At 72.6% G+C, this 25,227-nt stretch carries 22 protein-coding genes and 1 tRNA gene; 17 read left to right on the top strand and 6 right to left on the bottom strand.

The features are described 5' to 3' along the window. Nucleotides 1–156: 156 nt before the first annotated feature. Both K7I03_RS19250 and K7I03_RS19245 read left to right on the top strand, forming a co-directional pair. Complete coding sequence (locus K7I03_RS19250; protein ID WP_185942591.1) at nucleotides 157–1,413, top strand: M6 family metalloprotease domain-containing protein; 1,257 nt, start codon at nucleotides 157–159, stop codon at nucleotides 1,411–1,413. A 164-nt stretch (nucleotides 1,414–1,577) separates the two neighbouring features. Further along, entirely contained in the window at nucleotides 1,578–3,443 is a 1,866-nt protein-coding gene (locus K7I03_RS19245) for a hypothetical protein (RefSeq protein WP_224347449.1), read from the top strand. 236 nt (nucleotides 3,444–3,679) lie between these two features. Here K7I03_RS19245 and K7I03_RS19240 read toward each other — a convergent pair whose 3' ends face one another. Further along, the gene (locus tag K7I03_RS19240) at nucleotides 3,680–6,028 is read right to left on the bottom strand and encodes a tetratricopeptide repeat protein (RefSeq protein ID WP_185942585.1); all 2,349 of its coding nucleotides are present in this window, start codon (nucleotides 6,026–6,028) and stop codon (nucleotides 3,680–3,682) included. Between the two features lie 124 nt (nucleotides 6,029–6,152). Here K7I03_RS19240 and K7I03_RS19235 point away from each other — a divergent pair, with 124 nt between their 5' ends. Next, nucleotides 6,153–6,677, top strand: coding sequence for a GNAT family N-acetyltransferase (locus K7I03_RS19235; RefSeq protein WP_338019826.1), 525 nt, complete (start codon nucleotides 6,153–6,155; stop codon nucleotides 6,675–6,677). Between the two features lie 49 nt (nucleotides 6,678–6,726). Here the strand turns inward: K7I03_RS19235 and K7I03_RS19230 are convergent, their stop codons facing one another. Continuing rightward, on the bottom strand, nucleotides 6,727–7,722 hold the full coding sequence (locus K7I03_RS19230; protein ID WP_185942583.1) for a helix-turn-helix domain-containing protein: 996 nt from the start codon (nucleotides 7,720–7,722) through the stop codon (nucleotides 6,727–6,729). 70 nt (nucleotides 7,723–7,792) lie between these two features. On the opposite strand from K7I03_RS19230, the gene K7I03_RS19225 reads away from it, so the two are divergent. From K7I03_RS19225 to K7I03_RS19180, 10 genes are all read left to right on the top strand, one after another. Further along, a complete protein-coding gene (locus K7I03_RS19225; protein WP_224347119.1) occupies nucleotides 7,793–9,190 on the top strand; it encodes an MFS transporter in 1,398 nt (465 codons plus the stop codon). 1,336 nt (nucleotides 9,191–10,526) lie between these two features. Further along, nucleotides 10,527–10,925 carry a cupin domain-containing protein gene (locus K7I03_RS19220; protein WP_185942582.1) on the top strand — a complete coding sequence of 133 codons (399 nt, stop codon included), beginning with the start codon at nucleotides 10,527–10,529 and terminating at the stop codon, nucleotides 10,923–10,925. Further along, nucleotides 10,918–12,477: a class I tRNA ligase family protein gene (locus tag K7I03_RS19215; protein ID WP_185942581.1), complete on the top strand. Its 1,560-nt coding sequence runs from the start codon at nucleotides 10,918–10,920 to the stop codon at nucleotides 12,475–12,477. The genes K7I03_RS19220 and K7I03_RS19215 overlap by 8 nt, the downstream gene beginning before the upstream one ends. Nucleotides 12,478–12,582: 105 nt before the next feature. Next, a complete protein-coding gene (gene panD, locus K7I03_RS19210) occupies nucleotides 12,583–12,945 on the top strand; it encodes an aspartate 1-decarboxylase (protein ID WP_185942580.1) in 363 nt (120 codons plus the stop codon). 78 nt (nucleotides 12,946–13,023) lie between these two features. Beyond that, nucleotides 13,024–14,448: a SidA/IucD/PvdA family monooxygenase gene (locus tag K7I03_RS19205; RefSeq protein WP_185942579.1), complete on the top strand. Its 1,425-nt coding sequence runs from the start codon at nucleotides 13,024–13,026 to the stop codon at nucleotides 14,446–14,448. After that, nucleotides 14,445–15,629 carry an NAD(P)/FAD-dependent oxidoreductase gene (locus K7I03_RS19200; protein ID WP_185942578.1) on the top strand — a complete coding sequence of 395 codons (1,185 nt, stop codon included), beginning with the start codon at nucleotides 14,445–14,447 and terminating at the stop codon, nucleotides 15,627–15,629. The genes K7I03_RS19205 and K7I03_RS19200 overlap by 4 nt, the downstream gene beginning before the upstream one ends. Nucleotides 15,630–15,889: 260 nt before the next feature. After that, entirely contained in the window at nucleotides 15,890–17,344 is a 1,455-nt protein-coding gene (locus tag K7I03_RS19195; RefSeq protein ID WP_224347118.1) for a hypothetical protein, read from the top strand. Between the two features lie 41 nt (nucleotides 17,345–17,385). Further along, the gene (locus tag K7I03_RS19190) at nucleotides 17,386–18,177 is read left to right on the top strand and encodes a VOC family protein (protein WP_224347117.1); all 792 of its coding nucleotides are present in this window, start codon (nucleotides 17,386–17,388) and stop codon (nucleotides 18,175–18,177) included. Between the two features lie 120 nt (nucleotides 18,178–18,297). Then, entirely contained in the window at nucleotides 18,298–19,086 is a 789-nt protein-coding gene (locus K7I03_RS19185; protein WP_185942577.1) for a thioesterase family protein, read from the top strand. A gap of 95 nt (nucleotides 19,087–19,181) precedes the next feature. Continuing rightward, a tRNA-Arg gene (locus K7I03_RS19180) sits at nucleotides 19,182–19,254 on the top strand. A 134-nt stretch (nucleotides 19,255–19,388) separates the two neighbouring features. Here K7I03_RS19180 and K7I03_RS19175 read toward each other — a convergent pair. Further along, nucleotides 19,389–20,177 (bottom strand): GntR family transcriptional regulator, encoded by a 789-nt coding sequence (locus K7I03_RS19175; protein ID WP_185942576.1) that lies wholly within the window; start codon nucleotides 20,175–20,177, stop codon nucleotides 19,389–19,391. 109 nt (nucleotides 20,178–20,286) lie between these two features. Here K7I03_RS19175 and K7I03_RS19170 point away from each other — a divergent pair, with 109 nt between their 5' ends. The 3 genes from K7I03_RS19170 to K7I03_RS19160 are packed head-to-tail and all read left to right on the top strand — an operon-like array spanning nucleotide 20,287 to nucleotide 21,578. Then, nucleotides 20,287–20,694 carry an NUDIX hydrolase gene (locus K7I03_RS19170; protein ID WP_223768434.1) on the top strand — a complete coding sequence of 136 codons (408 nt, stop codon included), beginning with the start codon at nucleotides 20,287–20,289 and terminating at the stop codon, nucleotides 20,692–20,694. A gap of 45 nt (nucleotides 20,695–20,739) precedes the next feature. Beyond that, nucleotides 20,740–21,168, top strand: a complete 429-nt coding sequence (locus tag K7I03_RS19165) for an ATP-binding protein (protein ID WP_185942574.1) — start codon at nucleotides 20,740–20,742, stop codon at nucleotides 21,166–21,168. Continuing rightward, nucleotides 21,165–21,578, top strand: coding sequence for a hypothetical protein (locus K7I03_RS19160; protein WP_185942573.1), 414 nt, complete (start codon nucleotides 21,165–21,167; stop codon nucleotides 21,576–21,578). Before K7I03_RS19165 ends, K7I03_RS19160 begins: the two co-directional genes overlap by 4 nt. A gap of 537 nt (nucleotides 21,579–22,115) precedes the next feature. Here K7I03_RS19160 and K7I03_RS19155 read toward each other — a convergent pair. From K7I03_RS19155 to K7I03_RS19145, 3 genes are all read right to left on the bottom strand, one after another. Continuing rightward, entirely contained in the window at nucleotides 22,116–22,313 is a 198-nt protein-coding gene (locus tag K7I03_RS19155; RefSeq protein ID WP_185942572.1) for a hypothetical protein, read from the bottom strand. A gap of 94 nt (nucleotides 22,314–22,407) precedes the next feature. Beyond that, a complete protein-coding gene (locus K7I03_RS19150; protein WP_185942571.1) occupies nucleotides 22,408–23,133 on the bottom strand; it encodes an HNH endonuclease in 726 nt (241 codons plus the stop codon). Nucleotides 23,134–23,560: 427 nt separating this feature from the next. Then, nucleotides 23,561–24,274 carry a hypothetical protein gene (locus tag K7I03_RS19145; protein ID WP_185942570.1) on the bottom strand — a complete coding sequence of 238 codons (714 nt, stop codon included), beginning with the start codon at nucleotides 24,272–24,274 and terminating at the stop codon, nucleotides 23,561–23,563. A gap of 303 nt (nucleotides 24,275–24,577) precedes the next feature. Here K7I03_RS19145 and K7I03_RS19140 point away from each other — a divergent pair, with 303 nt between their 5' ends. Next, entirely contained in the window at nucleotides 24,578–25,192 is a 615-nt protein-coding gene (locus K7I03_RS19140) for a polysaccharide deacetylase family protein (RefSeq protein WP_224347448.1), read from the top strand. Nucleotides 25,193–25,227: the final 35 nt, after the last annotated feature.

The following is a 25,227-nucleotide window of genomic DNA, read 5'->3' as shown; positions in this document are numbered from 1 at the left end:
GGGGAGAAGCTCCCCGGATATTTCCCCTCCGCCGCATTCTCTGGTGTGGCGTGCGTCACGTTTGAAGCGACCGGCGTCCCCCGCTTGCCGTACCCCCGGAAGCGCACGGACGTACGACGACCCAAGGTGTTAGTCACCCGGCAGGAGGTGACCGGCATGAAAACCCTGGCCATCCCCGTGGTGGCGGCCGCGCTGTTCGCCCTCACCGCACCGGTGGCGGGCCGGGCGGGCGCCCACGAGCCGGCGGCGATACCCGCCGCCGGACCGGATCCCACCGGCCGTCCCCCGTCCGGTCCCTGCGCCCTGCGCTCGGGCACCCGCTCGGTCTCGGAGAGCGCCCGCACCCCGCGCGGCTACGCCCGCTCCCGGGGGACCGTACGGGCGGTCACCCTCTTCATCGACTTCCCCGACGCCCCGGGCAAGGGCAGCCCGCGCAAGCGGTACGCCGAGTTCTTCCCGGCCGTCCCCGACTACTACCGGGCCAGCTCGTACGGGCGCCTCGACTACCGCTCCACGCCGCTGCTGCGCTGGATCCGCATGTCGCGCCCGTACGCCGCGTACGGCATCCGGCGCGGCACGCCGTTCGACACCCGCAGCGACAGCGGCTACCACGCGCTCGCCAAGGAGATCGTCGCCGCCATCGACGGCACGGTGGACCTGCGCCGCTACGACCTGGTCAACGTCCTGGCCAGCCCGGACGCCGGCCCGCCGGCCACCGAGGACGTCCGTTCGGTGACCTTCGCGGGGGCTCCGACGGGTCTGCGGACCCGCCACGGCGCCGCCCTGAAGAACATCTCGTTCATATGGAGCCGGCAGACGGGCGACAGCCCGTACCGCGTCCTGGTCCACGAGAACGCCCACAGCTTCGGCCTCCCCGACCTCTACGCCGCCGGGCACGGCGACCGCGTCGTCTCCCCCGTCGGGCACTGGGACCCGATGGACGAGGACTGGGGGCCTTCGAACGACTTCCTCGCCTGGCACAAGTGGAAGCTGGGGTGGCTCGCGCCACGGCAGGTGCAGTGCGTCACCGTGGCCGGCAGCCGCACCTTCACCCTCACCCCTACGGCCACTCCCGGCGGCACCAAGCTCATCGTCGTCCCCGTCTCCCGCCGGCGCGCCCTCACCCTGGAGGCCCGCACCCGCGGCCCCCTCGACCACGCCGTCTGCCGCCCCGGGGTCCTGGTCACCACCGTCGCCACCGACCGCCCCTCCGGCACCGGCCCGGTCCGCGCCGTCGACGCCACCCCGCACGGCCGCGGCTGCTACACCACCGACCCCAACGTCACGGCGAGCCTGAGCGACGCCCCGTACCCCGTCGGCGGCCACTGCGTGACCGACGGCGTCACCGTCGACGTCCTCGGCCGCGACGCACACGGCAACTGGCGGGTGAGGGTGACGCGTTCGCGGCGCTGAGCCTTGGGCGTCGTACGGACCGTCCGATGGCGAGTGCGACGGCAGTAACGTGACGGGAGAAGGCGGTGGGGAGTTGCCACCGACGCCGGGTGTGACGAGGGGGGCCGGGGGTGCGGGACGACGTGCGGGAGCACGTGCCGGGACGGGTGCGGGTGCCGGGACAGGTGCGGATACCGGGACGGGTGCGGGTGCCGGTGGGTGCGGACGCCGCGCGGTGGGTGACCCGTGGCCGGGTGAAGCGGGTGCTGTTCGTCGTCCACAACGTCACGTCCGCGACACGGCTGCTCGATGTGAAGCCGCTGTTCGACGGGGACCTGCGGGTGCAGATGGCGGCGACGTGCACCGGGTCGTCACCGTTTCTCGCGGGGGTACCGGAGCTGCTGGCGGGAGTGGAGCTGCCGGTGCTGCCGTGGGAGCAGGCGAAGGACGAGGCACGGGACTTCGATGTGGTGATCGCGGCAAGTTATGGGGGAGAATTGGAGGCATTTGAGGGGAAGTTGGTGATCCTCTCGCATGGGGTTGGCTACAATAAGAGGCTGGCCGCGCCGGGAGCCGGGAGCCGGGAGCCGGGAGCCGGGAGCCGGGAGCCGGGAGCCGGGAGCCGGGAGCCGGGAGCCGGGAGCCGGGAGCCGGGAGCCGGGAGCCGGGAGCCGCTGCCATTCGCCCTCGCCGCTCCCGCGGCCGCCGCGCCCGTCTTCGGCCTCGGCCCCGAGTGGCTGCTCCACGACGGACGCCCCCTCGCGACGGCGACCGTCCTCTCCCACCCCGAGCAGCTCCGCCGCCTCCGCGCCGCCTGCCCGGAGGCGGCCCCCACGGCCGTCCTCGCCGGTGACCCCTGCTACGACCGCCTCCTCGAAGCGCTCCCCCACCGCGACCGCTTCCGCCGCGCCTTCGGCGTCGCCCCCGGTCAGCGGCTCGTCGTCCTCAACTCCACCTGGGCGCCGCGCGCGCTGTTCGGTGACGGCGCGGAGGACCGGCTGTCCTGGCTGCTGTCCCGGCTGACCTCCGAACTCCCCGCGGACGAGTACCGGACGGTCGCCGTCCTGCACCCCAACATCTGGTACGGGCACGGGCCCGGCCAGGTCCGCGCCTGGCTGGAGCGGGCCCGGCGGGCTGGGCTGACGCCGGTCGACCCGCTGGAGGACTGGCGACAGGCACTGATCGCCGCCGACTGCGTCATCGGCGACCACGGCAGCGTCACCTACTACGCGGCGGCCATCGGCCGCCCGGTCCTCCTCGGCTCCTTCCCCGAAGCCGACCTCGACCCGGAGTCGCCCGTGGCCGCGCTCGGCCGGGCCGCGCCGCGCCTGCGGGCGTCGGACGATCTGCGGCGCCGGATAGCGGAGGTGATCGAGTCCCATGTCCCGGGCACCTTCGCGGATTTGGCGGAGCTGACGAGCTCGGCGCCGGGGCGTTCGGCCGCGCTGCTGCGTCGCCTCCTCTACCGGATCATGGAGCTTCCCGAGCCGTCCGAGCACCCGGCGCTCCTCGGCCGGCTGCCCCTGCCCGCGCACCAGCCCGCGATGCGGACCGCGCCCGTTCGCGTGCTCACGCGCGTGGTGCGCGTCGATCCGCCCGAGGTGGCCGTCGTCCGGTATGCCGACCCGGCGTATGAGCCGGAGGAGCCGGGGGCGGATGCGGCGCATACGGTGGTGCACGAGGAGACGTCCGACGTGTCTCTGCTGGAGAACGCCGATGTCATCCTCCGGGACGGTGATCCGGACGATCCGCGGGTCGGCCCGCCTGCCGCTTGGGCCGCCGAGGTCGCCGCGCGGTATCCGCACTGCGGGCTCGCCGCTTATCTCACCGGGGTCGATCGCGGGACCGTCCGTACGCGCGGAGGCGAGCTGCTGCGGCTGGCCGCCGTGCCGGGTGGGGACGGGCGGCCTGATATCTGCGATCCGGCCGCGTATGTGTCAGGGCTGTACGCGTGGCTGGGCGACGGTCACGGTGTTCCGGACGAGCTGACGGTCGTCACGGGGGTGGTGCGGCATCGTGTCGTCGTGGAGCGGGTGGCCGCTTCGCGGTGAGGGTGCCCCGGTCCCGCCCTTTCTCCGTTTCCTGGGGCTGCGCCCCAGACCCCCTTTTCGCGGCTTCGCCGCTCGTCCTCAAACGCCGGACAGGCTTGATTTCGCGCCCGGGCGCACGAGTCAGCCCGTCCGGCGTTTGAGGGAAACCGCGCGGAGCGCGGTTTCGGGGGTGCGGGGGCCGGCCCCCGCAAGAAACGGCGAAGTGGGGGTGCCCCCTCTGGGGGAGGGACCGGGGCTCACCCCCCGCCCAAACCCTCCCGCACCCGCGCCAACCCCGCCGCGTCCCCACCCCGCTCGTACAACTCCTCCGCCCGCCGCAGGAACGACACCCTCCGTTCCTCGTCCTCCGCGCAGCGGGCCCGCATTTCGGCGGCGTCCGCCTGTTGCGGTTCGGCGCCCTCGCGGTCCATGACGGTGAGGGCCTCGTCGAGGCAGAGCCGGGCGGCGGCGGGGTCGCCGGCGGCGAGGTGGGTTTCGCCGAGGTTCATGTAGACGCGGCCCTCGTTGTAGGGGTCGGGCTCGGGCAGGGCCCGGAACAGGGCCAGGGCCGTGTGCAGGGTGCGGACGGCGTCCGCGTACCGTCCGGCGCCGCGCAGGGCGCGGCCGATGTGGTCCTCCAGAAGGGCCAGGCCGCGGGGGACGTCCCGCGCACCGTCCTCCTCCGGCCCGATGCGTCGCAGGAGGCCCTGGGCACTCGTGAAGCAGTCCCGCGCCTCCTGCCACCGCCACTGCCTCAGCCGCAGCAGACCCAGGGATTCGACGGCGGTGGCCTGGCCGCGGAGGTGGCCCGCGGCGCGGTCGGCGTCGGTGGCCTCGTGCAGCGCGGTCTCGGCCTCGTCCCACTGGCCCCGGCCCAGGTACGCGAAGGCGAGCTGGGCGAGGATCCGTCCCACCGCCCGGGCGTCGCCGAGTTCCTCGGCCTGGCGGCGGGCGGCGGCCGCGCCGCGCCGGTGGGTGTCGATCCACTGGTCGTGGAAGCCGAGCCGCAGGTGCAGCCCCCAGGTGGCCTCGCACAGCTGCCAGACCAGGTCGTCCCATCCGAAGTGCTCGGCGGCCCGGACCGCCGCCGCGAGGTTCGCGCGTTCGCGGCGCAGTGCGGCGAGGGCGGTCCGGCCGTCGTCGGGGTCGCGGCCGTCGGCCAGGGTCAGGCCGCGGTAGGCGGGGCCCAGGCGCCAACGGCCGGGCATCACCCGGAAGTCGGCCGCGGCGGCGAACCGCAGGTACCAGACGACCACGCGCCGCACGGACGCGGCCAGTCCGGCGGGGTCGTCCTCCGCGCGGGCCCGCCGCTCGGCGTCCGCGCGGACGAGGTCGTGGAGGCCGTACCGCTCCTCCCCGACCTCCTGGAGGAGGTGGACGCCGGCCAGTTCCTCCAGCAGGACGCGGGCCGCGCCCTCGGTGGTGCCGGCCAGCCGCGCGGCGGCCGCCACGCCGGTCTCCGGGCCGGGCCAGACGCCCAACAGCCGGTAGAGGCGGGCGGCTTCGGGGCTCAGCTCGCGGTAGGTCACGTCGTGGGTGCGGCGGACGGCGTCCGTCCCGTTCCGGTCGTCCATCCCCTCAGGGTTCCCCGGAACGGGCCCGGCGAGCCGCCGTTCCACGGTCTCCCAGCTGAGGTGCGCGCGGGCGGCGACCAGCGCTCCCGTCTCGCAGAGCGCCAGGGGCACCCGGCCGCAGCGGCGCGCGACCGCCGCCATGCGCGCCGCGTCGCGCGCCCCCTCCCGTCGTCCGCCCATCGCCGCCACCCGTTCCAGGAGGAGGACGGCGTCGGCCTCCGGCAGCGGGTCCAGGGTGAGGAAGCGCGCTCCGGGATCCCCGGCGAGGCCGGCCAGCCGGTAGCGGCTGGTGACGATCACCAACGAGCCCGGGGCGGCCGGGATCAGCGGTCTGACCTGCGCTTCCGTGGACGCGTCGTCGAGGAGGACGAGCATCCGGCGGCCGGCGGTGAGGTCCCGGTAGAGGTTCTGCTGCCGGCGCGGATCGGCGGGCATCCGGTCCGCCGGCACCCCGAGGTCCCCCAGGAGCACGGACAGCGCCTCCCCGGGCCGGGCGGCGGACCCGGCCGCCGGGCCGCCCAGCCGGACGAACAACTGCCCGTCCGGGAAACGGTCCTCGAGCCGGTGCGCGCAGTGCACGGCGGTGGCGGTCTTGCCGATGCCGCCCTGTCCGGCGAGGACGGCGACGTGCGCCGCCGGGCGTTCGCCGCCGTCGAGCAGCTCCTCCAGCGCGGCGAGCACCGGCTCCCGGTCGGTGAACACCCCGCTGGCGGGCGGCAGCGTCCGCGGCGCGGCCCCGGGCCCGAGGCGCGGCGCTCCGGACTCCCGCACCCAGGCGACCAGCTCCCGGGCGAAGTCCGGGTCGGTCCGCGCACGGGCGTGCAGGGCCTCGGCGAGCCGCCGCACCTCGTCCACGCCGACCGGCGGCCCGTCCCCGTCGTCGTCCTCCCCGGGCCGCCGCCCGCGGCCGAGCAGCCGCGCCAGCCCCTCGGCGGCCCGGCGGCCCATCTCCCCCGCGGCCCCGCCCAGCGTCCCCGACGCGGCCGTCTCCAGCGCCCCGAGCACGGCTTCCACGCTGATCGCCAGATCCACAGGCCCTCCCCGCCCTCCCCGATGCGAACCGGTTCGATCCGCCGGGACACGCTATCGGTGCGCCCGCCTCCGTCCCACGCCTTCCGCGCACGCGTCCGGCGCGGCACGGCACGGCACGGCCCGTATGACGCCGGTCACAACCCCTACCGTGGACCGGTCCGGCCGTTGGATCGTGATCGACGTCATTCCGAAGCTCCGGAGGTATCGCATGGTGGACATCGGCAAGCTCGCGCCGTCCGACAGAGAGGCATGGGAGGGCCTGTTCCGGGCGTACATCGACTTCTACGAGCGCGACGAGCCGCAGGAGATGTACGACACGGCCTGGGCGGCCTTCCAGGAGGACACGACGCTGCACGCGCTCGGCGCGCGGGTGGACGGCCGGCTCGTGGGCTTCACGCACTTCTTCATCCACCCCAACACCTCGGGCCCGCAGGTCTGCTACCTCCAGGACCTGTTCACCGACCCGTCCGCGCGCCGGCAGGGCGTGGGCGAGGCGCTGATCGCCGCCGTCGTCGACTGGGCGAAGGAGCGCGGGTGTTCGCGCGTGTACTGGAGCACCCACGAGACGAACACCACGGCGCGCGGGCTGTACGACCGCGTGGCCGACTACAAGGGGTTCATCCGCTACCAGATCGAACTGCCGCGCTGACGGCAGGCGGACGGGCGCGGCCGCGCATGTTCGAGGGGCCGCCGCATCCTTAGGAGGCCAGTGGAGTCGCGGTGGCCTCCTCCGCCGCGGCCCGCTCCCCGCGCCCGTCCACGCGGAACATGCGCCGGTAGGTGTCCGGCGGCACGCCGAACGCGCGGTTGAAGTGCCGGCGCAGCGTCGCCCCGCTGCCCATCCCGACCCGCGCGGCGATCCGGTCGACGCTGTCGTCGGTGCGCTCCAGGAACTCCTGTGCCCGGTGCAGCCGTTGGGTCAGCAGCCACTGGAGGGGCGTGGTCCCGGTGACGGCGGCGAAGTGCCGGCCGAGGTTGCGCGGGCTCATATGGGCCCTGCGGGCCAGGTCGGTGACGGTCAGCGGCCGGTGCAGCTCCTCCAGCGCCCAGGCCAGTACGTCGGTGAGGCTGTTGCCGTTCTCCGGCGGTACGGGGGCGGTGATGAACTGCGCCTGTCCGCCGGAGCGGTGCGGCGCGACGACGAGCCGGCGGGCCACGCCGTTGGCGATGGCGGTGCCGTGGTCGGTGCGGACCATGTGCAGGCAGAGGTCGATGCCGGCGGCCCGGCCGGCCGAGGTGAGGACCGAGCCCTCGTCGATGTAGAGCACTCGCGGGTCGACCTCGACCTTCGGATAGCGCCGCGCCAGCGCGTCGGCGTGCAGCCAGTGCGTGGTGGCGCGCCGCCCGTCGAGCAGCCCGGCGGCGGCCAGGGTGAACGCTCCGGTGCAGATGGACGCCACCCGGGCGCCCGCGTCGTGCGCGGCCCGGACGGCCTCGATCAGGTCGGCGGGCTGCGGCTGGTCGACGTCCTGGCAGGCCGGGACGATGACGGTGTCGGCCGTGGCCAGTTCGTCGAGCCCGTGCGGGGTGTCGGCGTGCAGCCAGCCCCCGACCTGCGCGCCCGCCGGGGCGCAGACGGTGAAGTCGTACCAGGAGTCGACGAGGTCCGGTCGGTCCGTCCCGAAGATGGCGCAGGCGGCGGCGAGTTCCAGTAACGGCATGCCGTCGGTGACGGCCAGCGCGACAGAAGCCATGTCCGTAACTGTACGCCCCTCGTCGTTCCGGACACTCGTGGCGGCGGCGGGGCGCCGACAGCATGGGGGCATGACCAAGCATGCGTTGACCAATCGCGCGGCCCCGGCGGCGGTGTCCGGGCCGTCCGCCGGCATCGGCGGCCGGGCGTGGCTGCGGGCCGGCGTCGCGGTCGCGGCGGTGGGCTGGGGAGCCAACCAGTTCGCGCCGCTGCTGCTGCTCTACCGCTCGGAGTTGGGCCTGTCGGCCGCCACGGTGCAGGCCACGTTCGGGCTGTACGCCATCGGCCTGGTCCCGGGGCTGCTGCTCGGCGGTCCCGTCTCGGACCGGTACGGCCGCCGCCGGCTGATGCTGCCCGCGCTGTTCGTCTCGGTGCTGGCGAGCCTGCTGCTGATCGCGGGCGGCTCGCGGGAGGAGCTGCTGTTCGCCGGCCGGCTGGTCTCCGGCATCGCCAGTGGCGCCGCGTTCAGCTCCGGCACCGTCTGGATCAAGGAGTTGTCCCTCGCGGGCTCCACCCGGGAGGCCAACCCGGGCCCGCGCCGGGCGACGATCACCATGACCACCGGCTTCGCCGTGGGCCCCCTGGTGGCCGGCCTGCTCGCCCAGTGGGCGCCGTCCCCCATGACCGTCGCCTACCTGCCGCACCTGGCCCTGGCCCTGCTCTCCATCCCGCTGGTCTGGGGCGCGCCCGAGACCTGCGGCGGCTCGCGGGAGGGCAGTGTCTGGCGGCAGGTGCGGGTGCCCGCCGTGCGCGAGCCGAGGTTCCGTAACGTCGTCGCGCCGCTGGCCCCCTGGGTGTTCGGCTCCGCGTCGGTCGCCCTGGCCTATCTGCCCGGCCTGGTGAAGGACCGCGTCGGCGGCAACGCCCTCGTCTTCGGCGCCGTCGTCACCGCCCTGACCGGCTTCGCGGGCATCCTGGTGCAGCCGCTGGCACGCCGGATGGACGATCCGCGGCGACCGCGGCTGATCGCGTCGTCGATGGCGATCGTGGTGGCCGGCCTGCTGGTCTCGGCCGCCGCCGCGGAGACGCTCCAGCCGGCGCTCGTGGTGCTGGCGGCACTGGTGCTCGGCGCGGGATACGGGTGCTGCCAGGTGTGCGGGCTGCTGGAGGTGCAGCGGATGGCCGGTCCGAAGGACCTGGCCGGGCTGACCGCCGTGTACCAGGCACTCTCGTACATCGGATTCGCCGCGCCGTTCATCCTGGCGGCGCTGCAGGACTCCGTCCGGGCGAGCGTACTGCTGAGCTGCGCGGCCGGGTTGGCGCTGCTCACCCTGGCGTACGTCACGCTGCGGGCGGCGCGTGGGGGTGGCCCGGCGGCGGCGGCCGTGGGCGCGGGCGCGGGCGCGGGCGATTCAACGGCCGCTGGAGCAGCGCCGATTACGGCGGGGGCCGTCGCATCGGTGCCCGTCACGGGCGCCCCGGTCGGCTCTGCGCCCGTCGCGCCGCAGCCGGAGGACAGTCCGGCCTGAGCCGGTCGAACCCGCCGGGCGACCCGTCGGCCGAACTCGCCGACCGAGCCCGCTGATTGAGCCCACCGATGGGGCGCGCCGATCGAGCCCGCCGATTAAGCGCACCGATCAAACTCGGTCCGATCCAGTCCAATGCGATCAGATTCAGCCTGATCCACCCCCCGCGGATCCGGACCCACCCCCTCCAGCCGGCCGGGACGGCGCCGGGCGGGAACCGCGAACCCCCGTCGCCCCCGCCTCGCCGTCCCGGCCTTCCGACCCCCGGCTCCTGTGCCCGCCACCCGGCGGGCACAGGAGTTTCCGGGGCCGTCCACCCGCGCGAGGGCGTCACCGCGGAAGGGCATTACGGCGGCCGCGCGTCACGGTGCCCGGGCGTTACCGCGGCCGGACATTACAGTGGCCGATATTCGTACACCCTCGCCCCGTGTGGCACGGACCACGTTTACATAGTTTCCTTACACACCGGATACCGGAATACATAATTCCGTCACCCATTCCCGCAGGTGACGCCGGCGAATTCCAAAGAGGCCGCCGTTAACGCCGGTTCAGGGTTGACCCTTCAAGCGCCTTCATGGAGGATTGGCGTCGTCCTCAGGACAGAAGTTCACACGCGGACGGACGCGGTGACGGCACCCCGGCTTTCCCGCCGGACCGCCGGGAACCGCGCCAGCTACGGGGGGATTGATGATTGAGGCCTGACACGACGCGACCTCGGCCGGCAGGGCCGACGGCTTGCCGCCGCCCGTCCTGCCCCATTCAGGCGTCCGGCGCGCGATAGCGACGCGACAGCGAGCGGCCGCGACGACGAGCCGTAGCGCGGAGACGAGCGCGGCACGGTGACGAGCAGCAACGCGACCGCGGCGGTCACGAGCGCCGCCCGAAGGGCGGGCGACCGCCCTGTTCCCCAGGGCATCCCGGCATCCGGGAGACCGCCAACGCGCATCAGCGTGCATCGCGCGGCACCGTGAACCACGAGGACGCCACCTCACTCCCACCCCATCCCACCCCACCCCCATCTCACCTTTCACCGGCTCCGGCGAAGTGCGCTTTCCGCTGCCCGCCGCCGGTTCTCCGCTCGACGGCCTCCGGCCGCCTCGACAGCGACTCCCCCACCCACACCTCTTTCCCGGATATACCGCGGAGTTTATCCGCGGCTTACCCACTCCGCGCCATCCAGAGTTTCCCGAGGATTCCACCGGAGCCTCCCGAGGCTTCCCCGGCGCTTTCCGACGCCCGTTTACCCGTGACGTCCGGAACGGCATCCCCGGAATTCCGGCGCGCCCTCACCGGCCGCGCACGCCCGCGCGGCCGGCCACCAGGAAAAGGATTCCCCACCATGTATGTACGCACCACGGCCGAGGACGGCTATGTGCGCAAGAACAACATCGACGTCCGCCAGCTCTACCCGTGGGACGGCGTCGTCGTGCCGCCGTGGAACAGCACCCTGTGCAGTGTCCACCCGCACGAGTCGAGCACCAAGCACCAGCACGCCACGGACGAGACGTTCATCTTCACGGGCGGCTCCGGCACGGTCCGGGTGGGCGACGAGCAGCGGGACGTGACCGTGGGGGACGTCATCTACATCCCCAACGGCAACGACCACGTCGTCACCAACACCAGTGACGACACCCTGCTGACCTTCGTCAGCATCTACTGGCCGCAGCCCACCGCGCAGCCCACCACCGAACCGCAGGCCCAGGCCCAGACACAGACCCAGGAGCCGGCCCGTGGCTGAGCGAACGGACAGCGCCGTGCGCCGCGTCAACGTCAGCTTCTCCCCGCCCACGCCCAACGGGGACTTACACCTCGGCCACCTCGCCGGCCCGGTGCTCGGCAGCGACGTCTGCGCACGGTCCCAGAAGATCCTGGGCAACGACGTGGTGTACGCGTGCAGCACCGACGACAACCAGACCTACGTGGTCACCACCGCCCAACGGGTGGGCGTGACCCCGGAAGAGCTGATCCGGCAGGCCCTGGACAGCACCCGCCGCTCCCTGGAACTCGCGGGCGTCGAGGTCGACCTCTACGAACGGCCCGACGAGCAGTACACCGCGTTCGTCCGGGACTTCTTCACCCACCTGTGGAAGCACGGCGCCTTCGACCGGCGCGAGGTGCACCTCCCGTACGACGCCGAGGCGGACGAGTACCGCGCCGAGGCGTTCGTCACCGGCCGCTGCCCGACCTGCCTGGCCCACGCCCGGGCGGGCGTCTGCGAGGCCTGCGGCCTGTACAACCTGCCGGGCGCCCTGCTGGCGAGCGACACCGAGACCGCGCTGCCGACCCGCCCGGTCTCCATCTGGGTCCTCGACCTGGAGCGCTACCGCTCCCTCCTGACCCACTGGTACCAGGTCTCCGACGTCCCGCTCCGGCCCGACCTCCGGAAGGTCGTCGACCTGACGCTCGCCGGACGGCTGCCGTACATCCCCATCACGTACCCCTCCACGTGGGGCATCCAGGTCGACTGGGACGGGCCCGACGCGCCCCCGCAGGCGATCAACGCCTGGCCGGAGATCTACGTCGGCCACCTCTACTGGCCGCAGCGCGTCCGCGAGCGCCGCCGGGCCGGCTGCGACGAGTTCGTCCAGTTCATCGGGATCGACAACGGCTTCTACAACGCCTTCGTCTACGTCGCGCTGAAGCTGCTGGCGGTTCGTCACGGGCTGCCCGTCGAGCTCCCCGTCACCCGCACGCTCACCAACCAGTACTACCTGCTGGAGGGCCGCAAGTTCTCCACCAGCAAGGGCGACGTGCTGTGGGCGGGCGAGTACCTGGAGAAGGCCGGCCGGGACCGCGCGCGCTTCGTCCTCGCGCTGACCAGCCCGGAGCTCCAGCAGTCCGAGTTCACCGAGCAGGTGGCCGAGGGCACGCTCAGCGCCCGCTTCGACACCCCGCTCGCCACCATCGCGCGGACGCTCGGCGAGAAGCTGGCCGGCCGGCGCGTCGACGCCCCGCCGTCCGCCTGGTGGGCCGCCGCCATCGAGGCGTCGCGGCGGCGGTTCGAGGCCGCGTACACCCTGGAGACCTTCAGTATCCGCAAGGCCGCCGAGGCGCTCGCCCTCCACCTGGAGGTCCTCGCCCTGCGGGCCGGGCAGGTCCGGGCCGACGACGCGAGCGACGTCTCCGGCGCCCTGCTGTTCCTGTGGACGCTGCGCACGCTCGCCTGGCCGGTCACCCCCGACCTCGCCGGGGCCGTGGCCACGGCGTTCGGCGCCGACGCCACCGGCACCCCGCTGCTGCGGGACGCCGCCGAGCCGCCGGCCGGGGAGTTCCGCGCGCTGTCCGTGTGACGGCCCGGATCGCCTTTCGCGCAACCTCCTTAAGAAGCGCCTGACTTCACCGTCTCGCTCATCTCTCTCACCTCACGCACCTCACTCACCAAGGAGAAAGACATCATGCTGCGCACCTTCATGCGTTCGAAGATCCACCGCGCCACCATCACCGACAGCAACCTCAACTACGTCGGCTCCATCACCATCTCGCCGGAGCTGCTCGACGCCGCCGACATCGGCGTCCACGAGCTCGTCCACGTCGTCAACATCAACAACGGCGCGCGCTTCGAGACGTACACGATCCTTGGCGCCCCGGGCGCCAACGAGGTCATCGTCAACGGCGCCGCCGCCCGCCTGGTGCAGCCCGCCGACAAGGTGATCATCATCGCCTACGGCCAGCTCACCGACGAAGAGGTGGCCGAGCACAAGCCGCGCGTCGTGCACGTGGACGAGAGCAACAAGATCCTCGAAACGGTCACGGCGTGAGCCGCGCCCGCCGCACTCCCCTCTCCGCCCGGCGCCTCGCCGGCGCGTTACGTACGACCTGATCAGAAGGTACGAGCCATGACGGAGCACGAGATCCATTCGGTGCTGGGCATCGGTTTCGGCCCGGCCAACCTGTCCCTCGCCGTGACCATGGAGGAACTCGGCTACACCGGCCGGTCCCGGTTCGTCGAGCGGGCCGCGGACTTCCAGTGGCAGGACGAGCAGCTCATCGACGGCGCGGACATCCAGAACAATCCGTTCCGCGACCTGACCATGCCGCGCAACACCGGTAGCGCCTACACCTTCGTCAACTACCTCGCCTCGCAGGGGCGGTTGACGGACTACCTGCACCTGAACGCCAAGTTCCCGCTGCGCCGCGAGTACGCCGGCTACCTGCGCTGGGTCGCCGACTCCTTCCGCGACGCGGTCGACTACGGGCGGTCGGCGACCCGGCTGACCGTCGCGGACACCGCGGACGGCGAGGTGTTCCGGCTGGAGACCGACGACGGCCGGCAGTACCTGGGCGAGACGGTCGTCATCGGCACCGGCCGCTCACCGCGCATCCCCCCGGTGTTCCGCCGCCGCCTGGGGCCGACGGTCTTCCACGCCACCCGCTACCTGAGTTCGCTGCGCCGGCTGCGCGGGCGGGCCCTGCGGGTCGCGGTCGTCGGCGGCAGCCAGAGCGCCATCGAGATCGTCCTCGACCTGCTCGGCCGGGACGACGTCGCGCAGGTGGTGTCCGTCCAGCGGGGCATCGGCTTCCGGTTGAAGGACACCAGCCCGTACAGCCGCCGCGTCTTCCTGCCGGAGTTCATCGACTACTTCTATCCGCTCCCCGCCGAGACCAAGCGGCGGATCCGCGCGGAGCTGCGGTCGATCAACTACGCGGCGTGCGACCAGGACGTCATCGACCGGCTGGCGACCGTCCAGCACGAGTACGAGCTGAAGGGCTCCGACCGGCTGCGGCTGATGCCGTTCTCCGAGGTGTCCGAGGTGGCCCCGCACGGGGACGGCGGCGTGCACCGGCTCGTCGTCCGCGACGTCAACACCGACACGCGCGGCGTCTACGACGCCGACGTCGTCGTCCTCGCCACGGGCTTCCGGGACTTCGGCCTCGGACCCGACGACGAGCCCTACCACCCGCTGCTGGCGGACGTGGCCGACCGGCTCGCGCTGACCGAGGAGGGCATCCCCGCCGTGGCCCGCGACTACTCGGTCCCGGTCGCACGGAGCTCCTCACGGCACTCCTACGGCTCGCGCCCGCTGCGCCTGTACCTCAACGGGCTGTGCGAGGCGAGCCACGGCATGGGCGACGCGGGCGCGCTGGCGGTGCTGTCCGCCCGGTCCACGGACATCGTGGAGTCGCTGATGCTGGAGCCGGACGCTCTTGTTCCGGACCACCTCGTGACGGACCGCCTCGGAACGGGCGGCCTTGGAACGGACGGCCCCGTGACGGACGGCCTCGTGACGGACCGCCTCGTACCGGACGAGGCCCTCCGGTGACGACCACCGTCACCACCGCCGGTGCCAGGACCGCCGACGTCGCCGTGGTCGGCGCCGGCGTCATCGGCCTCGCCACCGCCGAACGCCTCGCCGCCCGCGGCCACTCCGTGATCGTCATCGACGACCGCGGCGTGGCGGGCGGCGTCACCGGGGCGTCCGGCGGGCTGGTCCGGGCGCTCGACCCGTCCTTCGCCGACTCGGACTCGGACTCGGACTCCGATTCCGTCTCCGTTTCCTCCGGCTCCGGTTCCTCCGGCGCCGATTCCTCCGGCTCCGGTTCCTCCGCCGCCCGGGACTGGGCGGCGGAGGGGCTCGGACGCTACCTGCGGCGCGGCGGCCACGGCCGCTGGCCGGCCGTCCGGGAGCACGGCAGTCTCACCCTGTTCGCCGCGGACGCCGCCGGGCGGGCCGCGGCGGGCGCCGAACGGGTACAGGCCGCCGGTTTCCCGGTCGAGGTCCTCGACGCGCGGGAGATCGCCGCGGCCTTCCCCGGCCTGGCCCCGCCCGAGGGGATGGTCGGCGTCCACGAACCCCGCGCCGGCTGGCTGCCGGCGCGGGCCGTGGCCGAGGCGATGCTCCGGGACGCGGACACGGTCACCGTGCTCCGCGCCCGGGCGCTGGAGATCGTCACCGCGCGTTCCCGGGTGACCGGCGTCCGGACCACCGACGGCTTCGTCGCGGCCGGGGCCGTGCTGCTGGCCGCGGGGGTCGGCAGCACCGCCCTGGCCCGCACGGCGGGCGTCGAACTCCCGCTGCGCACCCGGTCGGTGAGCTTCTGCGTCTTCGCACCGCGCGTCCCCGTCCCGGGCGTCCTGCCGGCCGTCCTCGACACCACGACCGGCGGCTGGCTGCGCCGCTGGGACGACGGCTCCGCCGTGCTGGCGGGGGTGCCGTCCCGGGAGTGCGACGTACCGCCGCTGATCACCCAGGGCGTACCGGACACGGAGGTGAAGCGCGTCCGCGAGGTCGCGCGGTACCGCTGCCCGGCGCTCGGCGACGCGGACGTCGTCGGCGGGGTCACCGCCTTCGACGCGCTCGCGCCGGAGGGCGGGGGCGCGGTGACCGTCTGGCCGGACCCACGGGGGCTGGTCACGGCCGTCGGCTGGAACGGCGGCGGCTTCAAGAAGGCGCCCGCGGTCGGGCGGTACGCGGCGGAGCGGATCGGGGAGGTGATCGCGTGAGGGGAGGCGATCGTTTGGTGGGGGACGGTCGTGTGGCGGGAGAGGGTCACGTGGCGGGGGACGGTCGTGTGGCAGAGGACGGTCGTAGGGCGGGGGACAGCCGTATGCCGGAGGACGGTCACGTGGCAGGCGACGCTCGCGCGGCCGGGAACCGTCACGTGGCGGAAGACGCTCACGTGGCCGAGGACGCTCACGTGGCGGAAGACGCTCACACGGCGGAAGACGCTGACGTGAGCGGAGACGGCCAAGCGAACGGCAACGTGAACGGGAACACGAACGGCCACGCGAGCGGCCACGCGAGAAGAGAGGCTCCCCCGGCGGCCCATCCCACCCGTCGCGGCGCCCGCCGCCCCACTCGTCGCACCACCGCCCCTCCCCCGTCCGCCCGGCTCAACCCCACCGACGAGATGCTGTACCGCGCCGAGCGGGCCCTCGGCTCGTCCCGGATCGTGCAGGTGCTGTGGCGCCTTCCGGAGCCGGTGCCGCCGGCCGCCCTGCGCGCGGAGTGGGAGCGGCTCGACCGGGGCCGGCTCAGCCGCCGCCCGGCCGCGGCCCGCGTCCCGGCGGCGCGCCGTGCGTGGGTGCCCGCGCACAACGCGGAGCCCCCGCGCCCGTACCCGGCGCGCCTGACGGACGACACGGCGTGGGAGTGGATCGACGAGCAGGTCCGCGCTCCCCTGCCGGCCGGCTCCGGGGCCCTCTGGCGGCTGGCGTCGGCGCCGCACGGCCGGGGGGCGCTGGTGTCACTCACCGTGCCGCACTTCCGTGCCGACGGGATGGGGATCTTCACGGCCCTGACGGAGGACGGTCCGCCGCCCGGCCGGCGGGGGCCGCTCGCCGGGGCGGCGGACGGCGATCTCGCCGATGCCGTACGGCAGGTGGCGCGTGCCGTGGCCGCGACGGCGGGCTGGACGGCGCGGACGCTCCCCGACCGGCGGGCCCGCGCGGAGCTCGCGGCGGCCCTGCGGCCGGCACCGAAACCACCGGCGTCCGCGCCGCGCTTCTTCTCCACCGCGGTGTTCGACTTCGACGCCGCGGAGTGGGACGAGCGGGCACGGGCCCACGGCGGCACGGCGAACAGCCTGTTCGTCGAGATCGCCGCCAACCTCGTCCGCGCCCGCGTACCGCTCGGCGACCGGGCCGCGATCCGGGTCGGCGTCCCGGTGAGCCTGCGGCGTACGACCGCCGACGTGCGCGCCAACGCCCTCGTCGTCGTCCCTCTGTCCCTACCGGCGGGCCCGGTCCGCCGGACGGACCTGGGGCCGACGCGCCGGAGCACCAAGGCCGCGCTGGACGGGACGGGGGAGCACAGCGCCACGCTGGTGCCCGAGCCGCTGTGGCACCTGCTGCCGCGCCGGTACGCCGACCGGCTCAAGACGCCCGGCGCCCAGGCGACCGACGTCGTCGCGTCCAACTTCGGCACGCTGCCGGACGGCGTACGCCGCTTCGCGGGTCAGTCGGCCGTCGGCGTGGCCCTGCGCACGATGAACGTGCCCGGTCTGGTGCCCGAACGGGCGGGCCTGCGCGTGTCGTTGTGCGCGGTACGCGTCGGCGACCGGCTGACCGTGACCGTGACGGCGATCCCCGACCACTTCGGCGACGCCCGGTCGCTGCGCGAGCTGGCGGCGGAGGAGTTCGCGGCGTGGGGACTGCGGGGCCGGGAGTGGTGGACGGAACGAAAGGAACCGAACGACGAATGGGAGTATGGGACTTGACGCAGGTCGAGGCACCACCGGAAAGCAGCCCCACGGAAAGCGTGACGGCACGGACCCCTGCGGCGGACCGCTGGTTCCGCACCCGCCCGGACTCGTCCTCCCTCGACCGGCCCCGGCTGCTGGCGAGGCTGCTGATCGAGCTGGCGGACCTGGACGACCGGATCGCGTTCTACGAGCGTCTCCTCGGCGTCCCGGCCGACCTGCGCATGCCCATCCCGGACTTCGGCGGTCTGGAACTGGCCGCCGTGGGCAACTTGCTCCTCATCGCGAGCGAGCGGCCGTTCACGCCCGTCCAGCGGCGGACGGCGTACTCGCTCATCGTGCCGTCCCTGGCCGGCCAGCTGGGGCTGCTGGAGCGGACGGGGACGGAGGTCCTGGAGCCGGTCGAGGCGATCAAGCCGGGTTCGCGGGCCCGGGTGCGGTATCCGGACGGCTCCCTCGCCGAGCTGGTCGAACACCGCCCGCAGCCCGGCGAACGCCCCTCCCCGCGCCCGGGCCTCGCCGTCCGCGAGGCGACGGACACGGGCGTACGCCTCCTGGCCCGGCACGCGGTGCCGGCGGGCGGGCTGGCCGAGGCGGTCCGCTTCTATCGGACGGCGCTGGAAACGGAGGCGGAAGCGGAGGCTCCCGAGGGGACGGCGATCGTGGGCAACCTGCTGCTGACGACCGCGACGGACACGGAACCGATCGCCTTCACTCTGCTGGCACGGTCACCGGAGCAGGTCGCGGAACTGACGGGAACGGCCGGGTCGCCCGAGGGTACGCCGGAAGCCCCCGCCGTCCTGACCCTGCCGGGCGGAACCAGGGCCGAGCTGAGAACGCCGCCCCACTGACCGCACCGCACCACCAATGCCGGACGCCTGAATTCCGCCCCCCGCCACTCACCACCCGGGCGCGACCTGAGACCGTACGCACGACGCCGCAGGAATGAGGCAGAGGGGAGAGCCAAGCCGATGGCACCGGACGAGTCCTTCTACCGGGACGCGGGGGACGGCCGCTACGAGAGCACGCCCGCCACAGCGGGCCCGTGGAGCCCCGAGGCGCAGCACGCGGGCCCGCCGTCCGCCCTCCTGGGCCGGGCGATGGAACGGCACGAACCCCGGGAGGGCTTCCGGGTGGCGCGCGTGACGCTGGAGATCCCGGCCCCGGTGCCGGTGGGCGACCTGCTGGTGCGCGTGCGCACGGTCCGCGGCGGGCGCCGCACGGAACTCCTCGAAGGCGAGATCACCGCGAACGGCCGCCCGGTGATGCTGGCCCGCGCCTGGCGGACGGCCGCCGCCCCGCCGGACACCCCGGCCCTGCGCCACGACCCGCCCCCGCCCGCCCTCCCCGAGCCCCAGCCGGAGCACGGCTTCAAGGGCGCGTACACGGACGGCTACGTCTCGGCGATGGAGTGGCGCTTCGCGTCCGGCGGCGGATTCGACACCCCCGGCCCCGGCACGGCCTGGGCACGCCAGCGGATCCCCCTGGTGGCGGGCGAGGAGGACACCCCGCTGACCCGCGCCCTGACCCTGGCCGACAGCAACTGGGCCGTCGGCTTCGAACTCGACCACGTCAACGGCCTCGTCATCAACACCGACGTCACCCTCGCCCTGCACCGCGACCCGGTCGGCGAATGGCTCTGCCTGACCTCGTCCACCGCCGCCGCCCCCGCCGGCTCGGGCCTGGCCGAGGGCCGCCTGGACGACGCGTCGGGCAACTGCGGCAGAATCCTCCAGACCCTCCTGATCGCCCCCCGCTGACCCACCACCCCGCCCCCACCACCCCCACCACCGCCCAGCACGGATCACCTACCATCGGCTAACCTGTCCTCGGCCGCCCCTCCACGGACGGCCGCGCCTCCGTAGCTCAGGGGATAGAGCACCGCTCTCCTAAAGCGGGTGTCGGCAGTTCGAATCTGCCCGGGGGCACTGATGCCGAAGGGGCACCTAGGAACGTTCCTAGGTGCCCCTTCGGCATCAGTCGACGCCTCGGGCGTCCGCTTCGACCGACGACAACTCCTCGGCGCATCGGCGGCGCGGGTGGGAAGCCCGCCTGAGCGGCCTCAAGTGGCGGGCAGTTGGTAGGCGAGAACGTACGCGTCGGCCGCCATGACGGTGTCGCAAACCTCGACGGCACGGCCCTCGGTGTCGAAGGCGGTCCGCACCAGGTGGATGACCGGAACGCCCGACGCCAGGCGGAGCGTCTTCACCTCGGCCGGCGAAGGCATCCGGGCCCGGATCTCCTCGTCGAAGTGGTCGAGGCGGTGGCCGAGTTCTTCGAGACGGGCATAGATGCCGCCCGGGCCGGGGTTGGGCTCGGCGATCGGAGTGTTCCTGGCCAGATCCAGCGGGATGTAGGAGGTGGCGAACTCGACCGGACGTTGATCGAGGAGGTAGCGCCGCCGTCGGGCGAGCACTCGCCGGGCGCCGTCGAGGCGGGCCGCGATGTCGGGCGCAGGCCGTTCCTCCCGGACCTCCAGGCTGTCAACCTCCGGTCGGCTTCCCGCGGCTTCCGCTTCCACCGTAAAGGCGGACTTTCCTTGCTCGCGGTGACGCCGGGCGAAGCGGTCGGAAGCCAGCCGGCGCACCGGCGGGCGCGGCCGGACGAAGACGCCCTTGCCATGCTCGGACGACACCAGGCCCTCGCCCTGGAGGATGGAGAGCGAGTGCCGCACGGTCATCCGCGAGACGGCGAAGTGCTCCACCAGCTCGGATTCCGACGGAAGCTTGTCGCCCTCGCGGAAACGCCCCTTGTCGATCGCCATGCGCAGTTGGTCGGCGATCTGGCGGAAGACCGCCCGATCACTCGTCGGGTCCAGTGCGCCGAGAAGGCCGGAAGGCAGAGGAGCCATCGGGTACTCCCTTAGGTGTCTAGACAAGCGGCCAAGTTCTGTTGCTACGGTGGAGAGCCTAGCCAGCCAAAGGGGACCGAGGAACGTGAGCACAGAGCGCCCTCACTCCGTGAGCGTCGCCGGGATCATCGTCGACGACCAGGGCCGCGCCCTGCTGATCAAGCGGCGGGACAACGGCCACTGGGAACCGCCCGGGGGAGTACTGGAGGCCGGGGAGACGATCCCCGACGCCCTGGAGCGCGAAGTACTCGAAGAGACCGGAATCAAGATCGCGACTCCGGCGGTCCTGACTGGCGTGTACAAGAACATGACCGGCTTGATCGTCTCCCTCGTCTTCCGCTGCGAGGCGATCGACGGGAACCCGACCACGGGCGCCGAGACCCGGGCACTGCGCTGGGCGACGCGCGACGAGGTCGTGGAACTTGCCGACGAGGCGTACGCGATACGCGTCCTGGACGCGCTCGACGCGGCGAACCCGCCGGCCGTCCGAGCCCATGACGGCGTGCGACTCGTCTAGCTGAATCCACTACCCATAGCGGCCTACCAGCACAAAGGAACTTGTATGGATGAGTATATGAGTGAGGCGCGGGTCTGGGGGCTCACTTGCCCAGGTTCCGTGGAAGAGGTCGGACGCGTTCGGCGCTGGACGCGCGACGTGCTGCGGCACTCGCCTTACGCCGGTGACGCCGAGGTGATCGTGAGCGAGCTGAGCAGCAACGCCGTGCTCCACACCGCGAGCGGTTGCCGGGTCGGGCACTTCCACGTCGCGCTGTGCGTGTCCGAGCACGTCATCGCCATCTCCGTCGCGGACGCCGGCGGCTCCCCCACCAGGCCGGTGATCGGTCACCCGCAGCCGACCGCGTCCAGCGGCCGGGGCCTGTCCCTCGTCTGCTGCCTCGCGACCAGGACGACGGTCCGCGGGGACAGGAGGGGCCACACCGTGACCGCCGAGCTCGTGACCACCCCGACAACCATGGGAGAAGAACGATGAAGCGACGCGACTCATCAGCCTTAAAGGGCGGCTACTGGTGCTCCTGCAACGTCGTCTTCGGTGGGGTCACCGACGGCCCCAAGCTGGTCACGGCCTTTGACGCGCGAAGCGCGGCCGAAGCCGTCATCGGCGTCATCGTGGCCATGGAGATGATGGCGACCACCCCAGAGGAGAAGGAGGCGGCGGCCGCCCGGGCGTGGGCCGAGAGGACCCAGGCCGCGTCATCGCTCATCGCGGGCCACATGTGCACCTACACGGCGACCCGGGGTGAGATGGAGTTGACGTGGACGATCCGCCCGGCCCTCTTCCTCCCCCTGGCCGACCGCTCGAAGTCCCGACTCCCCACCTGCTCCAGGCGGTTCACCACCTACCCCTTCAGACCGCTGTTGCCGCCCCGGCCGACTGAGTAACAACCTTCTCTACGGGTTCAAGGCGGCTCGCTCCGCTCGCCGCGCGCGGCCCGGCTCCCCCGGGCCGCCGCTCCTGTCTCCGCCCCGCTCCGGCCCGGGTCCGCCCGGCCGCGCGACTGAAGCGGAGTCGCCACTTTCCCTCAGAACGGATGCCTCCGGCGGGGGCGCTCCGACTCCGGGATGGCGGGGGGCCGGCGGGCGGGTGCGGGTCGCATGGGGTTGAGGGGGGAGCTGCCATCCCGTCTGCCGTCGACCCAGGCGAAGCCGAGCAGCCTTGGCCCGGGGCGTCCAGGTCGTTCGTCCAGCCGGGCGCTCCACCTGGACACCCCGGGCCAAGCCCGCTCCACATGCGTGTGGGACGACGGCAGACGGGATGGCAGCCGGGAAGCTAGTGGGAGGGAAGCGAGAGCACCGAGTGCGGGCGACAGGTTGCCGCAGATTCGAATCCTGCTGGGGATACCAGCCGAAAGGCCCCGAACCGATCACGGTCCGGGGCCTTTGGGTGGGGGCGGCAGCCCGAAGGCCGCCGCCTGGATGTCACGCCCTGCGCGGCCGATTGTTGGCCAGCCCGGTGGCGAGAGCCGACACCAAGGCGCCCAAGAACTCACCAGCCTGCTCGGGACTGAGGCGGCCTGCGAGGACGAGGACGCACAGAGCGAGCAGCAGCAGGAGTAAGCACTCCAGCAGCAGGCGCAGGTCCAGCTTCCGGTGCTCGCCGGCGGGATAGGTCATCATGGATGTTGTCACCTCCTCTCCTCGATAGGGGTGTGTGACGGCCGTCGGCCCCGTGATGCTGTGGAAGGTGCGCGGGGCCGGCGGGGCTTTGGGGTTAATCAGCCATCGAGTCTGTGACTGCGCGCTCGACAGTTTCCGAAAGTTTTTGCCTCATGAGCTGACGCTGCTCGGGGCTGAGGTGCCGGTACATGACCCAAGCTCGCTCTACTGGCGAAGTCGTTCGCTCTCCCTTTGCCATCCAGGCGAGCAGGATCATCCGCTCCTGGAAAGTGAGACGGCTGACTTCAAGCGAAACCGCTTCAGGATCTGTGACTGGGCTGCCTCTCCTTCCAGCATTGCAGCTGGCGCACAAGGTGACCATGTTCGTGATGTCCGCCGAGCCCCCAGCCGACAGCGGGACGACGAAGTGAACCTCAAGTGCGGCAGCCCCGGCCGGAGCAGAGGGGTCCCGTTCTCCGGCCCCCAGACCGCAATCCGTGCATCGGTACTCATCCCGCGCGAGCACCTGATGACGTTGTTGAGATGCCACGAACGGACGCGACACCCTGCGGTAGGAGGGGCTCCACACGGGTTCGCCGATCTTGATCAGGCGCATCTCGGTACCGTGGGCACCCCCGCGGTAGGTCTCGATCTCCCAGCCTGAGTCGCGCAGATCACGCATACGCCGTTCGATATGCGTAACCCCCTGGAACGCCTCGTGCAACTGCTCACGAGTGAACGAGTTCCCTTCCCCCACCACTGTGGCCAGCCATGCCGCGACGCGGATCTTGGAGCCATGTCTCGTGTCCTGCCAGTCGGGTGGATTTGGTGCAGCCTCCATGGAGACCCACCCTCCTATCATCTGCCGTCGCGGCATACTTACGGCAGGGAGAGTATCACGCGGCAAGTTCCCGGCAGGCTTGCGGCGCGGTCGCGGCGCGGTACATGGACATGTCCATGCAATGTGGAGCAAGCCGGCTGTAGCACCTGACATCCACGGCTGACATCAACAACGCCGGACGAAGGCGTACACCAGCGCTCCTGCCCGGCCGTCGCACCAGTCGACGGCAGAGTCGGAACGGTCTCCGACCGAACTCCTAAAGCGGGTGTCGGCAGTTCGAATCTGCCCGGGGGCACCAAGGCAAAGGCCTCGGACCGATCACGGTCCGGGGCCTTTCGTGTGTGCTGAGGAACATCGAACAGCGGCCGGTCGTGCCATGCGCACGACAGGAATCTTTGCGATCTTGGTGGGGCCTCGGGTGGGGGCGTCAGCGCGCGAAGGCGGCCGTTGTCACGTCGCGTTCCAGTGTTGCGCGGTGGTGGTCGTAGGTGTGGATGTCGGAGACGGCGATGAGGATGCAGAAGCGGTCCACGGTCGGAATGTTCTTCGCCACTGTGGCGAATTCGCGGCGGAGGTAGTGGATGGCGGCCAGGTTGGACAGGGAGCTTTGGCCGCAGACGAGGAAGACCGGGCTGGTCGACTCCGTGGGGGTGAACTTGGCGACCAGGACGTGTTCGCGGTTGCCTCGGTCGAAGAGGTACTTCTCGCCGTCGACTTCTATGGCGATCGAGTGGGTGTCCGCGGTGTCGTAGGGGTGGAGGGTGACGCCGGGGAGGTGGGCGGCGAGGTGGCCTCCGGTGCGGGGGTTGGCGCCTCCTGAGGGGCCGCCTACGCAGAACTCGGTGCGGTCGCCGTTGCCGCCGCGGAAGGTGCCCGATTCGACGAGCACCTCGCAGCCCAGTTCGCCTGCCAGCAGGGCCAGTTCGACGGCCGCTCGGGTGTCGGGGTACGCGGTCGCCCTGGGGGCGTTGTACTTGTTGCCCAGCACGACGAGGCACGTCTGGCCGGGGCGGACACCGAAGAAGCGTGCTCTTCTGTTCACCTCGCGCGTCCGTTTGGCCCGCTCCCACAGCCATACGAAGGCGCCGCCGAGGAAGCTGGTCGCCAAGCCGATGGCGATGTTCTCCAGCACCGATTGCATCCAGTCCCCCTCCATGGCTTCCCGGGTTCTCAGTATCCCGGGTGCGCGTCGCGCGGCTATCTCAGGGTTTCGTGCGTCAACTCCGCGTGAGGTGGGGTCGGGTCAGCGGTCCGTGGAGTCGCGGCCAGGCGGCAGAGTGGGTCTTTTCGCGGACTCTGTCGGGAGGGCAGGCGCTTGGGTGGGGAAGTCGGGCGGCGGGCGTTGTTGCGGGTCGTCTCGAGTGCGGTCGGTGCGGGGGTTGTCGGGTGGGGCGGAGTGGCTCGGGGTGATGGGCGGGCGTTCGACGGACGGGACTTGACCGTTGTGCCCACCCGGGAGCGGGAGGTCGCCCTCACCTTCGACTGTGGAGGTGGGGACCAAGGTGTCGATGAGGTGCTGGGGGTGCTGGGGGCCTGGGGAGTCGCCGCCACGTTCTTCATGACCGGGCGGTTCGCCTCCGCTCATGGCGACGCCGCGCGCCGGATCGCCCGCGCGTACCCCGTCGGCAACCACTCCATGACCCACCCCGCCTTCCCGGGCCTCACCCGGGAGCAGCGGGTGGAGGAGGTGCGGTCGGCCGCGGCGACCGTGGAACGGGCGGTCGGGCGGCCGCCGGTGCGACTGTTCCGCTTCCCCTACGGGGAGGTGAACCGGGAGTGCGTCGCCGATGTGAACGCCGAGGGGTACACCTGCGTCCGCTGGACCGTCGACACCTTGGGGTGGAAGGGCGCCGGCGGAGGCATCACGACAGAGCGGGTCGTCGAGCGGGTGCTCGGCGCCCTGGTCCCCGGCGCCATCGTGCTGATGCACGTCGGACGGACCAGTTCCGCCGATCCGTCCACCGTGGACGCGACGGCGCTGCCTGCGCTCCTCAAGGCCATCAGCGATCGGGGGTACGGGTTTCTCTCACTCGACAGGTTGCTTGATGGCCGGGTGTGAGGAAGGAGGGGGGAGGGGGAGGTCAGCGGCGGGTG

Source organism: Streptomyces mobaraensis, from assembly GCF_020099395.1.
GTDB lineage: Bacteria > Actinomycetota > Actinomycetes > Streptomycetales > Streptomycetaceae > Streptomyces.
The sequence above is the reverse complement of the archived record's forward strand: the minus strand, read 5'-3'. Positions and strand labels throughout refer to the sequence as shown.